Source organism: Pseudomonas sp. 21LCFQ010 (assembly GCF_024129905.1).
Taxonomy (GTDB): Bacteria; Pseudomonadota; Gammaproteobacteria; order Pseudomonadales; family Pseudomonadaceae; genus Aquipseudomonas.
In genome coordinates this window covers 526,245-538,908 of the sequence record NZ_JAMYDZ010000001.1, presented here as the reverse complement: position 1 = coordinate 538,908, position 12,664 = coordinate 526,245, and the positions used below count along the sequence as shown (strand labels likewise).

Sequence of the window (12,664 nt, the reverse complement as noted above, 5' to 3'; positions counted from 1 at the left end):
TTACCGGCGTACTCGAAATCGGAAAAGCTCATCTGACTCATGGGATGGCGGGCTTGTAGAGGGCAGTTGGACGGAGGGCTATTTCAGCACAGGTCAGATGGCCTGTGGTGACTTGATCGGAGAATCCCTAGATCTGGCTCGGACTAATTACATGCGGGGAGCCTCAGCAGTGCAGATAGGGGTATCTGCGGACACGTTCCGATCCGCCCGCGCATCGACCCTGACAACCTTGTATGCATCGGCCAAGGAGGAAATGGCTTCAGCAGCCTCCTTGAGGCCGGAGCTAGGCTCAACGCTTACCTTGGACACAGTTCCATTATCGTTTAGATCAACGGAGAGCTTCGCATACTCAAAGAATCCAGGTTGATAACTGAGATACCTAAGGTCTTCGGAGCGCCTGTTTACCACTACCTCGGCATTGACCGCTAAACAGCCTTCGTTTCCCGTCTTGTCGGAGTAACGTGCAGGCTTACCCCCAACTGCCGGTGTGTAGGTGAGATGTTTGGTTTCGATCCTTGGCTCGGACAAATAGAACGGCACGCCTTTACATGCGCCGTTGCTATCACAGTTTTCGCTTCCGACACCCTTGTGCGTAACGAAGTGTCCCGAGCATCCGACCAACCCCATTGCCATAACGGCGAAAAATATCTGTTTCATGCTCAACTTCCTGTTGTGAGTGGCAGATAGCCACATCAGGAGCGTAGCAGCGGCTGCATGCCTGCCAAGTGCGTTGCTTCGAAAGCGGCTCAGGCGCCTATCCCCTCGTGCGCCACCCGACACTGAATCGAGTCCATCCGCATCAGCGCACGGTATTCCTCAGGCTCCAGGTAGCGATCCATCAGTCGAGACCAGGCCTCAAGCTCGCTCCACAGCAGCGGGTCGCTTGTGCGCTTGCACTCCCAGAACAGCCCCACCAGGTACTCCATGCCCTCGGGCATCGGCGGGACATCCAGTTCACGCGGCTTGTGCCCGGTCATGCGCCAGACCTGCGTCAGGTGGTCCCGAAGCGTGGACTTCGAATCCTTGAGCGGCTTGGTGAGGCGCAGTTCGCCCTCCCAGAAGCTTAGGAGGTCGTCGAGTCTGCCGCGAAAAAACGCGAGCGGTTACTCGCCAGCGTCTCAACGTCCTGGGACAGACCGGGGTTATTGGTCAGCAGTTCTGCGACAGCATCAGCAGAAAACGGCGCGTCGAACGACCAGCCGATCACCAGCGCGGCGCGGTACTTGATGGTGCCAGCCTGGGTGATCTCGAATACCTCATCGGTCGAGAGCTTGGACTCGTCGCGATCACGGCCTTCGCGGGTCAGTTCCAGCAGCTTGCGACGGGCGACAGCGGCGTCAGAGCTGGTCACGACCAAGTAATGCGGGGTTTCGGTGCCGTCAGGGAGGGTCAGCGGCAGTTTCTTGCCCTTCTGGATTGCCGGCAGGGTGAAGAAGTCGGACAGTTCGAAGTTCTTGATCGGGGCTTCGGCTTTGGTTTCGTCTTTGGTCTTGGTGGTCATGCGGTGTTTCTCCTGGCAAAAGAAAGCCCGCGCAGTGGCGGGCATAGAAGGTCAGAGGCGCGGATCAGGCAGAGCGCTCGATCTGCATGGTGGTTTCCAGTGTGGCGTCGTATCCCGCGCTGACGGTGTACTGCGGGATGATGGCGCCCGGCCCCGAGGTCTGTTTCTGGCCTTGGGTGTAGCGAACTTTGGGCAAGGTCAGGGTGTAGCTGTCATCGCCTTCCTTGAACTCGATAACGTGCGCGGTACCGGTCTCGTTCAGCACCTTGTCCCACAGCACGGCATCGACCAGATAAGCCGACATCGAACCAGTGACCGTGGCCACACCATTGCTGATGTCGAAGGCTTCACGGCTGCCCAGGGCAAACAGTGCTTCCATGCCGTTATCCAGCGTTACCGACCACTCGGTCGCGTAGGCCACCGGCACACCGCCTTCCTGAAGGGCCAGGTTGGTGGTGATCATGATGTCGGTGTCGGTCGGCGGCAAGAAGGTCGACCCTGCCGGCAACGTGAATCTCTCGGCCTTGGTGCCCATCATGCTAAAAGTCACGCCAACCGGAGCATTCAGCGGGGAGCTGATCGCCATCGAGCTGACCGCGCAGCCGTGGTACACGTAGTCGATGCCGATGTCGGTATGGCGCTCCAGAATGGCGAAGGTGCGCTCGACCTTGCCGATTTTCAGCACGTCAGCGGTCCAGGTGCCCTGCATCGCAGCCTGGATCAGGTCGTCAAAGCTGGCAAAGGACAGCTCAACCGCGATATCGCCGGCCACGCTGTAGGTGCCGCCACGACTCGCTGGGCGCTGCCGGGACTGGTTCATCTCAGCAGTGTCGATCTGCTGGATGCTTGGGGTCAGGCCGGCACTGACGAAGCGGATAGGCTTCCAGGCCGGAGTTGCTGGAATAGCGCCTGCCACCTCCTCGACGTAATACGTTTGTACAGCTGAGCCGCTGGCTGCGTTGGCCATTTCGGGATCTCCATAACGAAAAAACCCGCAGTGAGCGGGGTGTGGGTTGTTGATTCGGGTAGGTCAGGCGTCTGGGAAGATCCAGGCGGTGTAGTAAACGCGGATGCTGACCGTCATCCAGGGCGAGCCGACACGAATCTGGGATCGGTCAGCCTTGCGGATATGCACCCGCTGACCCTGATACTCCAATCGCTTGCCCGGCACATAGAAGGCCAGAGCCTTGTCAGCATCAGCCAGGATCTGCCCTGTGCCGGTATTAGTCGGGTGATTGATGTCGATCTGCAGGTATCCGGTGCGCTCCACAGGGTTCACCCCGCCGAATGCTGCTGGCTCACGGCCTGTTGGCAGGTCTGTGAGCGCTGCCCATGCCTGCCCCTGTGGCGGAGTGAAGGTCTTGCCCTCCCAGGCCGTCTTAGCTGCCGGGTAGAGGTTCGCCGCGAGATAGGCTGACACGAGCGCGCCATTGATCTTGGTTTCGCTCATGTCGTCTTCCTGGCCTGCTCTTCGATGAGCTTTTTGAACCGGTCCACATTCTTCTTGACCATGCCCTGCGGCGCCTTCTTGCTGTAGCCGTCAGCGGTGACCAAGTCGGTCGGGCCGTTGTAGTCACCGTTCTCGACGACCTCGCAGTAAGGCATGTTGTTCGTTAGGTGGGTTTCGATGCCGACCGCGGACGGCGTGTTCTGGGCTACCTCAGCCATAGCGGAAGTGCCAGCCTTGTCCTCTTTCCCGGTATTGCCGGTGGCGGGCTGTCCAACTGTTGTTTGCCAGTCGCCCCGTAACCGCCCCTCATCCACTGGCGTGTCCATAATCACGGCATTGAACAGAGCGATAGTGGTCCCGCGAACGATCTTTTCATGCTTGGCGTTCGTCTTCAGCTTGAACGCCTTCATATCATCAGCCAGTCCCATCACTTCCTCACTTGCAGCTCATAGAGCAGCGGCGTGCCGGCTGGATTGATCTCTTTCAGCGGCGGGATCAGCGACCATGTTTCGCCTTGGATGATCACGGTGTTGAGCAGTTGAGGCGCCCACTCCAACCCCTTCGCGGCGATCTTGAGCTTCTTGTCGCCAGCTTTGAGCAGGGTGTTGGTGGCGAACTCCTGGCCGGTGAAGTCCAGCAGGATGCCTTGTGCGGACTGCTCTCGATCAACGCCAGGGGAGTCCGCCCCGGACACTGGGTCGTATTCCCCAGGCTGAACATCTCGGATGGTGACGACTTGCCCGAACTCAGTGATGAGTTCCAGAGCCGTCTTGGCCATTTCTTCATAAAATTCCATAGTTTCAGCTCAATGTATTTTTACAGCTGCGTGCTATACCTCTATCGGGCGTGTCGCCCTACATAAGGATGAAGCACATGACGATTGAAATTGATGAAGTCGTTTCCGATATCAGGGACGTGCTACTCAAACATGGGATTTCAGGAGGCACTTTCACGCTAAATCTAAATCCGAGTGTGGCCCACGGAATCACCGAGGAGGATTTGGTAGCGCTCGGTCAGCCCAAGCCGGCATTTTTTGGAATAGAGTGCAAATTCGAACCGCCTTTAGGGTTTTCCTGCACCTTCAGCTAGATACTGTGTCGCAATGATTAAGCCCTGACGGCATACAGCCCGCGCCGGGCCAGATAGTCGGCAAACTGTGTGGCGCTTGGCCGGTCCGGTGCAGCGGGCAGCAGATAGCCGCTGTCGTTGGGGATCTCGGCGTACTGGACATCGACGGCGCCCTCTACCCGCTTGCGAGTGACGGCGCCGGTACGCTTGCTGGGCGGATCGATGTCGTCAGCGTGAATCTCCACAGCCAACGCCATCTGCCCATATTCAATCCGGGCCGGGATCAGCGTCACCGGCAGGATTTCCCCGTCGAGCTCAACGCCCCGGCGCGGCCATGGCAATGCCTGACCGGTGGTTGCCTTATGCCCCTTCCAGCTCAGCGCCATCATCTGGACGGCGGCCCGGCGCAGTAAGGCCTCCTGCGCCGGCTCGTCAGCCGGGATTGTGCGGCCGAACTTTACGGCATAGGACGCCAAGTCAGCAGCTGTAGCGAAACTCTCGGCATCAGGCTTGCCGGTGCCGTCCTCGATGATGAGCATTGATCAGTCCAGGGTTGATGATTGAATCAGCTATCTTGCTGTGGCTTTGCCAGGTCAGCTACCAGCTTCTCCAGCGACTCTTTCGAGGCATTGGCGCGGTAGGTGATCTTGGCGGCATCCAGCTTTGCCTTGAGATCCTCGATCTCTTTGGCTTCGGCGCCGCCATCGGCGGCTTCCTGAGCTTGAGCCGCCTGAGCCAGCAGGTCCTCAACCTGCTTTTGCAGGAGTTTGGCCCGCTCCGCCTCGCTGTCACGCTCACGCTGCAGACTGGTCACGCCGGCATTAACCGCCTCGAACACTTCGAACAGACGACCAGCAGTTTTGCCCAGCTCACCTTCAGGTCGCGCTAGGCGCTGCTCGGTGAACGAATCCACGATCACGCCAATGGCCGCCAGTTCGGCGATCAAGCTGTCAGTAACCGCGGTGTCCGCGCCACTGATGAGCGCCACCCGCTTCGGTGCATCGACGACAACCACCTCGACCCCATCCTCTTCGTAGGCCTGGGCGACCTTGGGCCAGTCGCCGACCAGCACAACCTTCTCCACTTCCGGCTCAGCCTTTTCGAAGTGCCGAGGATTGCGGTAGATGCGGCCAGGCTCGAAACCATCGCGCTGTTCGGTGTAAATCAATTCCATGGGGATTCTCCAAGGCGACTCCCGCGAGCCGCCCGTTACCGTGAGTTGATTAAGGCGCGGACAGGTCGATCAACACGCCGGCGGTGGCCTTGTCGCTGGTGGCGTGCTTGCGCCAGTTCGCACCAGTACCCAGCGCGGCCAGGTTCGGGTTGATGCCTGCGGTGGATTTCCACGAGTAGCCCATGATGTCGACGTTGAAGGCGCCTTCCGCACGATAGCCAATGCCCAGGTTTTCCTGAGAGTTAATGTCGTAGGAGCGAACGCCAGGCGCCTGCGACTCGGTGAGGCTCACGGCGCCGGCCTGCAGGCCGAAGATGCGCTCGTCGGTCACCTTGTCGGAGACGAGGACCGGTTTGCCCATGGTGCCAGGAGTGCCGCCGTAGATAACCACACCGGCTTCTTCGTAGATCTTCTGGTCGATGGCGTCATCCACCAGGTCGAAGTAGGTTGCGGAGTCCATGGCGAACAGGGCAATGCGGTTGAAGCGGTCGCCGAACTTGCGCATGCCCTTGGTGAGCACCTTCTTGTGATCGGCGGCGAACGAGCCGGTTGCAACCATGGCGGCGTTCGCACCAATCGCGGCGCCGAGTGCTGCGAAAGCGGTCTGGATGTAGTAATCCAGCGCAGCATCAGCCATGTCCTGGCCGATCAGCATGGAAAACTCTTCAGGACTGCGAGCACGGCGCTTGAAGGCCTCCTCGGTGGTCTCGTATGGGCCGTACTTCCAGGGAGTCTTGACGCCCACGGCTTCATCGGCACCGATCTTGTTGCCGGCCACTGCGGCAGTGGAGTTCACGTCGCGGTGAGCGATAGAGCCACCGATCTTGTACATCGAACGCTTACGCAGGTCGCCTTCGATCAGTTCGTTGCGCAGCAGAATCGCACCGTTGGAGGATGCGTTGAACACTTGCAGAACGTCCTGCAGACGCTCGAGGTAAGCGGTTTGGGCCAGATCGTTGTAGATGATCAGGTCCGAGTTGACGGTAGTCGGCATGGGTTACTTCCTATTTTGGCAATTTGAGGTAGGCGTCCTGGCCATGCGCGGTGATGTACTCGCGGATCTGGGTGGAGGACATTTCGGAACGTTTAAGCGCGGCCCCGCCGCCCTTTCCAGCACCGCCGGCCCCGCCGCCAGATGCCTTGCTGCCAGCGATCAGCGGCGCAAAGGCCGCATCGTTGGCGATTTCTGCTTTCAGCTCGTCGAGCGTGGTCGCCGAGAGCTTGCCGGCCTTGTCCAGCACCACGACGGTCGGTTTGCCGTCGCGCTGCTCGACGCTCAGCCGGCGTTCGATATGAGGGAGCAGCACTGCCGCGCTACCCTGGACTGCCAGAGCGGTTGCCAGCTCGGTGGCGGTGCGGCCAACGGTCAGATCCCGGATCTGGCCCAGCAAGCTGCTGTTGGTGGTTTCGAGCTCGGCGGTCAGCTCGGCTTCGCGGCGCGCGAACTTCTCGGACCAAGACTTTTCCAGGCCCTCCACGTCGCCGGCCTTGCGAGCAGCCTCCTCGGCGTCGAGGCGAGCCTTTTCCTCGACCTCCTTGCGAGCCTTGTCCGCAGCCTTCTTCTCAGCCAGGAGCTCTTCATTCTTGGCTTTCAGGCCGGTGACATCCTCCTGCGGAGGCAGGCCGCTGATACTGAGGATGAACTTTCCATCCTTCTCGGCGTACAGGGCTTTTACGGCTTCGTCGACGCCTTCCAGGCTGTCCAGTTGGTAATCAAGTGGCATTGCAGTCTCCCAGAGACGTGGTGCAGGCCCGGCCTGCGGACATAAAAAACCCCGGCGATGCCGAGGCGTTGTGATTTGGTTGCTGATTACTGGACGCCGGCCTTTTCGAAGGCCAGAGGCTCCAGTTTCTTCATCTGCTCCAGATTCAGCGGCTTGAACTTGCGATCAAGCTGCAGTTCGGCGAATCGCTCGATACCCAGGCCTCCGTCACGGAACAGCTTGCCTCTGGCCGGTCCCAGCGCCTGGTCCTGAAATGCAGCCGGTTGCTTGGCCAGCCACTCATAGTAGGTCTCGTCAGCATCGACATAGCCGTCGACACTTGAGCGGGTTGCGCCTTTCTTGAGGAAATCCAGCTCCGGATCCAGCTCGGCTACCGTGGTTGATCGACAGCGAACGTGTGCCGGTGGCTGCGGCCCCTTGCCAAGCTGGAACACCCGACCATCCAGCGACCGGCAGAGCTGCGTCGTGCGGCTGTCGAGCGTCGAAACCCACTTGTAGCCATCGACAACGTCATCGTTCGCCTTCCAAGTCTCGAACCGGGCGACATTGGCGACGTGCTGCACGGCGGTGCGCACCACAGCATCGGCGTTTCGCTGGGTGATACCCAGAACCCCGTCCGTGTAGTTCGCAGCCTTCGTGCCACGGATCGCCTGAATGATCTGCTGATTTGTCTGGCCCTGCGTGTAACCCAGGCGGACAGCATTAACGACCCGGCCCCGCTCGGTCGCCGTCCAGTCCTTGATGAAAGGCTTGAGCAGCTTTCCGCCATCGGCGCCGGCCACCTGCAGCGGCTGGGCGTTGATCGCAGCTCGGAGCGCTGGCAATGTCGGCGTTGCCGCCTGATAGCCGACCAGCACCTGATCCAGGCTGCGCGCCTCAAACCCGGCCTCGTACTCCGCTACCTCTTCCAGGTCGACAGCCAACTGGCCGGCGTACTGGTCATAGATGGCCAGCAATTGACCGTCCACCTCAGCCAGCATCTTCTCCAGACGGGCCGAAGCCCATTCTGTGAGGTTGCCGCCGCTCAGCCGATCCCGAATGACCTTGTCGACCTGGCGCAGGTACTTGGCGACCTTCTCGACTTCGCCTGATTTCAGCTGCTCAAGCAGAACTTGGTGCCGAACAGCAGCATCAACCAGTAGCGGAGCCGTCGCCATCGTCGTCGCCTCCATCCAGGTCAAGGCCCGCCGTGCTGGATTCCAGTTCGTCGCGGATCATGTCGTCGGTTTTCTCGGGGTTGATCACCCCGCGATCGCGCAGGTACTGCCAGAAATCGGACTCAGGCAGCTTGCCGCCCTGCACGGCTGCGAACAGCCCGGCCAGGATCGTCGCGTCGAGGGTGATTTGCGTGAAGTCCTGATTCAGCTTGTAGACCAACTCGCCAGCGGCACCGACGAACTCGGCAGCCCAGGCCAGGCACTGCATGTAGCCCTCGCTGACGTTGCTCACCACCAGTGACAGGACGCTGTGTTCGGCGGCGCTGTCTGATGCGGCCTGCGTTGCGGTCTTGGTCGCGCTGCCGCGCTCGATGAGCCTGGCACCAAGGGCGACCATCTGGTTTTCCTTGCCGTCCATGGCCTCCTTGATCATGGTGTTGGCCTGAGCTTGAAGGATGCCTGCCGTGCCGTTGGCGGGCAGTGGCAGGATCGCACGAGAACCGAAGTAGATGCCCTTGTCCTCCAGCATCTTGACCCACTGCTCGTTCAGGCCGGCCATGTACACCTGGGGCTGGCCCATCAGGTAGGCCGCGTCCTCATAATCGGCGCTGTTCCGGTAATGCCCGACGTTGACCACGGCCATGTCGTACAGCGGAGCGTCGTCGATGCTGGTGTCGTTGTTCTCGCTGCCCAGGAACTGGAACGGGATCACTCGCCACGGCTGGCCAAGGCTGTTGAGCGGCGTGAAGGCTGGCATGTCCTGCGTGGTCGAGCTCTTGCCTTGCACCCAGACCTCTTGGGTGTAGATGCCCGCCTCACTGAGGCGCAGGACGCGGTACTGGACCACCTTGTCAATCCCAAAGCCGTCCTCCGTATCGGAATCGACCTCTTCCTTGAGCACGACCAGGCTGAGCAACTGCTGGCCGCCGACCTTGCGGGTCTTCCAGTTGATGATCGACTCGGCGGTATAGCTGCTGATCGTCGCCCGGACGCGGCCTGATTGCTGGTCGGCAACACTGACGGCCTGGCCGTCTACCTGCGGATAATCCACCAGTAGGCCATGCCGGCCGACCTCCAGCAGGTTGCCGATTACCGACTGGCTTTGCTGGTAGATGCTGACGCCCTGCCCGTCTACGTCCTGAGCGACGTACTCCAGCGCGCCGGGCACGGTCAGTGTCGGCCAAGTGCGGAACACCGCGCCGGTAAGGCTGTGCTTGGTGCGGCCCGTGGCGTTATAGAACACGGCACGTTGCAGGTAGGCGTTGTACCTGGCCTTGTTCTGCTCGCTTTCGTCCTGGGCGTTCGGGCGCGGCAGGTAGGTTTCTTTGGCTGCCTTGATCGTCTCTGAGCCCGAGCAGACATCACGGACCAGCTTCCAGCGGTTCAAGGCTCCGCTGTACTCGGGCCGAGTGAAAGTGACGTCGCTCATCAGTGGGCGAATCCTATGTTGATCGTGGTGGCGATAGCGTTGATCGGGAACCGCTTGGCGATGAAGTAGCCTGCGGCGTCGTTCATGTGGTCGTGACCCTTCTTCGGGTCTTTGTCCGGTTCGCCCTTATCGGTGTAGGTCTGCCGCTCCAGGCACTGGGTAAGCTGCGGGCACTGGTCGATGTTGACCTTCAGTCTGCGATCGCCATAGCTGTTCAGGAGCATGGCATTCAGGGCGTTGACCCGGTCCTTGACGCCAGGGTTGGTCGAGTCGACAACCACCGTGAAGTCGGCTTTTTTGAGCAAGGACAGGTCCGACTCGCTGGCGTTCTTGCTGCTTGTGTTCTGGCCGCTAGCATCTGGGTAGACCGCAACGCTGTGACCAGGGAAGCGCGCCTTGATCTTCTCGATCATCTCGGGTGTATCGCGCACGCCGTGGAACTCATCAAGCGCCAGCGGCAAGCCGTCGCGAACGACGTAGACCACGGCAGCCATCTTCATGACGTTGAAGTCCATGCCGATATGCAGAGCCTCGCCGGGCTTTATTCGCTCGGTAGTGCGGCATTCGGTTCGGCTGAAGGTGTAGTAGACGACGCCCGAGTAGTTCTCGAACCCGGCTTCGTACTCCTGCCGGAAGGTTCGAGGGTCCATCTTGCGGCGGGCCGCATCCAGCTCCTCGGCCGGGACATTGCCGCCCTGCAGAGAGGTGTACTGCCAGCTCTTGTGATCTGGCTCGCCACCTTCCTGCCCGTCGCGGTAGGTGTCGTAGCAGTGGTTGAAGCCCTTCGGCGTGCCGATCCGCAGTGCGTGGCCACCCTTGAGCGTGCCGACACCGGGAATAACATACTGACAGGTCGAGAGCATCGGGCGCAGGACTTCTTCCCAGGCCGCGTACTTACAGTCAGCCCATTCGTCCACCAGCACGAAGAACAGGCCGGAGCCGCGCAGGTCGTCGTAGTTCTCAAGGCCAACGCAGCGGATCAGGTGCCCGCTCTTGAGCGTGATCAGCATGTCCGTTTCGTTTGGTTTGCACTCGCGCCACTGCACCGGGATGGCCTGCTTGAGCCTGCGCCAGAACACCCGGCGGGCCTGTTTCTGGGTCGGTGCCGCGTACCAGATCTCGTCCTCTACGCTGACACCCCACTCTGCTGCCAGCCTAGCCGCCCGGCGCATCTCTGCTTTGCCCAGGAACGTCTTGCCGAACCGGCGACCACACACCGCATCCCTGAACCTGGCATTAGGCTGGAAGCCCCACACGTAGATATTGGCTTGCTTCGGCGTCAGCTGGACCGGCGCGTCATAGGTGCGGGGTAGCCGGGGCATCTTCGTCAGGCCTCAAGGTGTACTCAGCAACGGCGTGCTGCTGGTCCGCCTGGGTGCCCAGGGGTTTCTCGGGTTCAAGTCGGCGATTCACGAACACATCGCCGCATTCCTTCGCGGCCTGCTCCAGTAGCTGGGCGGTCAACGCCAGGTTGCGCATGTTCTCTGCCTTCTCGGCCATCCTGCCCAAGGCGCGCAACCGATAGGCCCGGTTGGCAATCGGTATGTCTGCCGTCTCTTCCCTGAACCGCTTGCGGCACTCATGGAACAGCTCGACCCACTTCGGCCCGAGTCCCTTCCCGGCGTACTTGGTGGGGTCGTGAGACTCGCACTGCTGCCGGGTGATGACGATGCCGAATTCCGTCTTGACCTGCTCGGCTACCTGGCTGGGCGTATCGAAGCAGGCCAGAGCCTGAACGATGTAGGCTTTGACCTCGCTTCGTAGTGCTGCCATGTAATTGCCATCCGTCAAAACCTGTCACTGTTTCAGGCCGACTTGAGCAGACAGGTTCCGCAGGCCCTCGAAATGTTGATTCTTGCCACCTCAGGCGGCTTGCTTGCTGCGTCGATCAGTGCTTGAACGTCCTGACTGGCGCCGTAGCGGCGGACCACTCCAACAAACTCCTCGACATCATGGCCATGGATCTCAAGCTTCGGCATCCCTTCCTTGGTGAAGGCTGGGGCACCGTATTTGTCTGGCTTGTGGGCTAGGTGATAGAGCTCATGTTCGACAAGCGAACAGAATTCGGCATCGCTGCACTGGGCACAGTAGTCAGCGGCCAGCGTGATGATGAATTCCGGCTCTTCCCCGAACCACTCACGCATCTGCTGTTCCATCCGGGCCTTCTGCCAGCCACCGGCGCGGTGCATGACCTGCTCGGCCTGGCCAAGCACTACCCGGCCTTGCTTGGCGAACGACTCGGATGCCCACAGGACGCCGATGTTCGCGCCTATAAGGTGAGCGTGATCTTCGTTGTGGATGCTGCCGGTGTCGGCAAGGATCTCGGCCGATATCCATTCCCAGACCTCTGGGGCAGGCTCAAGGGTCAGGAATACCGACTCAAGCAGGCTTGCTGGCGGAACTGGCCTGGCCATGGGGCACCTCAGTCGATATCTAGCAGCACATCCACCAGCCTCTGCTCTCCCAGCCTGAACAGGGCGAGCGCCTGGAGGTCATCAGCGGCAGGGCCGCACGCGAAAGCCTCGACTCTGCCGTTTGGTGATCGCAGAGCCAAGACGCCTATCGCGCATGGCTCCAGCTCTCCGGAGTCCAGTTGATCGGCAACCTTGCGCAGCGTCGCGACAGCATCCCGCCACCCTTCCCGCTTGAATTCGACGACATTCATGCCGTTACTCCACTGTGCAGCTCGGCCAGATCGACCAGCAACAGACCATTGCTTCATTGCTTTCTTCGAGCGCGCCAGCAAGAGTGAATAAATCGTCACCGATGCCTTTCTCATCACGCTATTGATTGACGTGGATCAATGCATGCCCAGCCATCAGGAACAAGCTGGAGTCAAGACGACTCCCAAGTGGGTGATGAAGATGCAGCACACTTATGAAGTTCATTATCTACTTGGGAAAACCAAGCGGAGCGTAACAATTCCCGCCCCTAGCATGGATTCCTCTCTGGCCCTGAAGATAGCGATCACTCATGCAGGTGCATGCGCGGGCATTTCTCTTCCGCTATCAGGGCTAAGTGAGATTCTTTGGCTGATCAAGCAGTGGAAAGTCGCTAACGTAAGGTGGAACAAGGCAGTTTCCTTCACTCGCCGCGACGTAACGCTTCAGCACCAGCAGCTTGTATGCCCGCGCTCGCTAGAAGACACGGCCCGCCAAGCA

The 12,664-nt window shown here is 60.3% G+C and carries 18 protein-coding genes; 1 reads left to right on the top strand and 17 read right to left on the bottom strand.

Going from position 1 to position 12,664, the window contains the following annotated elements; all coding sequences use genetic code 11:
- Positions 1–147: 147 nt before the first annotated feature.
- From NJC38_RS02800 to NJC38_RS02770, 7 genes are all read right to left on the bottom strand, one after another.
- Positions 148–657: a hypothetical protein gene (locus NJC38_RS02800; protein WP_253111339.1), complete on the bottom strand. Its 510-nt coding sequence runs from the start codon at positions 655–657 to the stop codon at positions 148–150.
- Between the two features lie 89 nt (positions 658–746).
- Positions 747–977 carry a hypothetical protein gene (locus NJC38_RS02795; protein WP_253111337.1) on the bottom strand — a complete coding sequence of 77 codons (231 nt, stop codon included), beginning with the start codon at positions 975–977 and terminating at the stop codon, positions 747–749.
- Between the two features lie 86 nt (positions 978–1,063).
- Positions 1,064–1,501, bottom strand: a complete 438-nt coding sequence (locus NJC38_RS02790; RefSeq protein WP_253111335.1) for a phage tail assembly chaperone — start codon at positions 1,499–1,501, stop codon at positions 1,064–1,066.
- 64 nt (positions 1,502–1,565) lie between these two features.
- Positions 1,566–2,468 carry a phage tail tube protein gene (locus NJC38_RS02785; RefSeq protein WP_253111333.1) on the bottom strand — a complete coding sequence of 301 codons (903 nt, stop codon included), beginning with the start codon at positions 2,466–2,468 and terminating at the stop codon, positions 1,566–1,568.
- 63 nt (positions 2,469–2,531) lie between these two features.
- A complete protein-coding gene (locus NJC38_RS02780; protein WP_253111331.1) occupies positions 2,532–2,951 on the bottom strand; it encodes a phage tail terminator-like protein in 420 nt (139 codons plus the stop codon).
- The gene (locus NJC38_RS02775) at positions 2,948–3,379 is read right to left on the bottom strand and encodes a hypothetical protein (RefSeq protein ID WP_253111329.1); all 432 of its coding nucleotides are present in this window, start codon (positions 3,377–3,379) and stop codon (positions 2,948–2,950) included. The genes NJC38_RS02780 and NJC38_RS02775 overlap by 4 nt, the downstream gene beginning before the upstream one ends.
- On the bottom strand, positions 3,379–3,747 hold the full coding sequence (locus NJC38_RS02770) for a hypothetical protein (protein ID WP_253111327.1): 369 nt from the start codon (positions 3,745–3,747) through the stop codon (positions 3,379–3,381). The genes NJC38_RS02775 and NJC38_RS02770 overlap by 1 nt, the downstream gene beginning before the upstream one ends.
- A gap of 77 nt (positions 3,748–3,824) precedes the next feature.
- Between NJC38_RS02770 and NJC38_RS02765 the strand changes: the two genes are divergently transcribed.
- Positions 3,825–4,040 (top strand): hypothetical protein, encoded by a 216-nt coding sequence (locus NJC38_RS02765; protein WP_253111325.1) that lies wholly within the window; start codon positions 3,825–3,827, stop codon positions 4,038–4,040.
- Positions 4,041–4,057: 17 nt separating this feature from the next.
- Here NJC38_RS02765 and NJC38_RS02760 read toward each other — a convergent pair whose 3' ends face one another.
- The 10 genes from NJC38_RS02760 to NJC38_RS02715 form a co-directional block, all read right to left on the bottom strand.
- Positions 4,058–4,558 (bottom strand): DnaT-like ssDNA-binding protein, encoded by a 501-nt coding sequence (locus NJC38_RS02760; protein ID WP_253111323.1) that lies wholly within the window; start codon positions 4,556–4,558, stop codon positions 4,058–4,060.
- 26 nt (positions 4,559–4,584) lie between these two features.
- The gene (locus tag NJC38_RS02755) at positions 4,585–5,193 is read right to left on the bottom strand and encodes a hypothetical protein (RefSeq protein ID WP_253111321.1); all 609 of its coding nucleotides are present in this window, start codon (positions 5,191–5,193) and stop codon (positions 4,585–4,587) included.
- 49 nt (positions 5,194–5,242) lie between these two features.
- Complete coding sequence (locus NJC38_RS02750) at positions 5,243–6,187, bottom strand: major capsid protein (RefSeq protein ID WP_253111319.1); 945 nt, start codon at positions 6,185–6,187, stop codon at positions 5,243–5,245.
- A gap of 10 nt (positions 6,188–6,197) precedes the next feature.
- Complete coding sequence (locus NJC38_RS02745; protein ID WP_253111317.1) at positions 6,198–6,917, bottom strand: hypothetical protein; 720 nt, start codon at positions 6,915–6,917, stop codon at positions 6,198–6,200.
- Positions 6,918–7,003: 86 nt separating this feature from the next.
- Positions 7,004–8,074: a minor capsid protein gene (locus tag NJC38_RS02740; RefSeq protein WP_253111315.1), complete on the bottom strand. Its 1,071-nt coding sequence runs from the start codon at positions 8,072–8,074 to the stop codon at positions 7,004–7,006.
- Positions 8,049–9,503, bottom strand: coding sequence for a DUF4055 domain-containing protein (locus tag NJC38_RS02735; protein WP_253111298.1), 1,455 nt, complete (start codon positions 9,501–9,503; stop codon positions 8,049–8,051). Before NJC38_RS02735 ends, NJC38_RS02740 begins: the two co-directional genes overlap by 26 nt.
- Complete coding sequence (locus NJC38_RS02730; protein ID WP_253111296.1) at positions 9,503–10,825, bottom strand: terminase large subunit; 1,323 nt, start codon at positions 10,823–10,825, stop codon at positions 9,503–9,505. The genes NJC38_RS02735 and NJC38_RS02730 overlap by 1 nt, the downstream gene beginning before the upstream one ends.
- Positions 10,800–11,276, bottom strand: a complete 477-nt coding sequence (locus NJC38_RS02725; RefSeq protein WP_253111294.1) for a DUF2280 domain-containing protein — start codon at positions 11,274–11,276, stop codon at positions 10,800–10,802. The genes NJC38_RS02730 and NJC38_RS02725 overlap by 26 nt, the downstream gene beginning before the upstream one ends.
- Before the next feature lie 32 nt (positions 11,277–11,308).
- A complete protein-coding gene (locus NJC38_RS02720) occupies positions 11,309–11,917 on the bottom strand; it encodes a putative metallopeptidase (protein ID WP_253111292.1) in 609 nt (202 codons plus the stop codon).
- 8 nt (positions 11,918–11,925) lie between these two features.
- Entirely contained in the window at positions 11,926–12,168 is a 243-nt protein-coding gene (locus tag NJC38_RS02715) for a hypothetical protein (protein ID WP_253111290.1), read from the bottom strand.
- Positions 12,169–12,664: the final 496 nt, after the last annotated feature.

Coding starts and splice junctions, on each gene's coding strand:
- NJC38_RS02800 (WP_253111339.1), bottom strand. CDS start 657: ATGAAACAGATATTTTTCGCCGTTATGGCAATGGGGTTGGTCGGATGC.
- NJC38_RS02795 (WP_253111337.1), bottom strand. CDS start 977: ATGACCGGGCACAAGCCGCGTGAACTGGATGTCCCGCCGATGCCCGAG.
- NJC38_RS02790 (WP_253111335.1), bottom strand. CDS start 1,501: ATGACCACCAAGACCAAAGACGAAACCAAAGCCGAAGCCCCGATCAAG.
- NJC38_RS02785 (WP_253111333.1), bottom strand. CDS start 2,468: ATGGCCAACGCAGCCAGCGGCTCAGCTGTACAAACGTATTACGTCGAG.
- NJC38_RS02780 (WP_253111331.1), bottom strand. CDS start 2,951: ATGAGCGAAACCAAGATCAATGGCGCGCTCGTGTCAGCCTATCTCGCG.
- NJC38_RS02775 (WP_253111329.1), bottom strand. CDS start 3,379: ATGGGACTGGCTGATGATATGAAGGCGTTCAAGCTGAAGACGAACGCC.
- NJC38_RS02770 (WP_253111327.1), bottom strand. CDS start 3,747: ATGGAATTTTATGAAGAAATGGCCAAGACGGCTCTGGAACTCATCACT.
- NJC38_RS02765 (WP_253111325.1), top strand. CDS start 3,825: ATGACGATTGAAATTGATGAAGTCGTTTCCGATATCAGGGACGTGCTA.
- NJC38_RS02760 (WP_253111323.1), bottom strand. CDS start 4,558: ATGCTCATCATCGAGGACGGCACCGGCAAGCCTGATGCCGAGAGTTTC.
- NJC38_RS02755 (WP_253111321.1), bottom strand. CDS start 5,193: ATGGAATTGATTTACACCGAACAGCGCGATGGTTTCGAGCCTGGCCGC.
- NJC38_RS02750 (WP_253111319.1), bottom strand. CDS start 6,187: ATGCCGACTACCGTCAACTCGGACCTGATCATCTACAACGATCTGGCC.
- NJC38_RS02745 (WP_253111317.1), bottom strand. CDS start 6,917: ATGCCACTTGATTACCAACTGGACAGCCTGGAAGGCGTCGACGAAGCC.
- NJC38_RS02740 (WP_253111315.1), bottom strand. CDS start 8,074: ATGGCGACGGCTCCGCTACTGGTTGATGCTGCTGTTCGGCACCAAGTT.
- NJC38_RS02735 (WP_253111298.1), bottom strand. CDS start 9,503: ATGAGCGACGTCACTTTCACTCGGCCCGAGTACAGCGGAGCCTTGAAC.
- NJC38_RS02730 (WP_253111296.1), bottom strand. CDS start 10,825: ATGCCCCGGCTACCCCGCACCTATGACGCGCCGGTCCAGCTGACGCCG.
- NJC38_RS02725 (WP_253111294.1), bottom strand. CDS start 11,276: ATGGCAGCACTACGAAGCGAGGTCAAAGCCTACATCGTTCAGGCTCTG.
- NJC38_RS02720 (WP_253111292.1), bottom strand. CDS start 11,917: ATGGCCAGGCCAGTTCCGCCAGCAAGCCTGCTTGAGTCGGTATTCCTG.
- NJC38_RS02715 (WP_253111290.1), bottom strand. CDS start 12,168: ATGAATGTCGTCGAATTCAAGCGGGAAGGGTGGCGGGATGCTGTCGCG.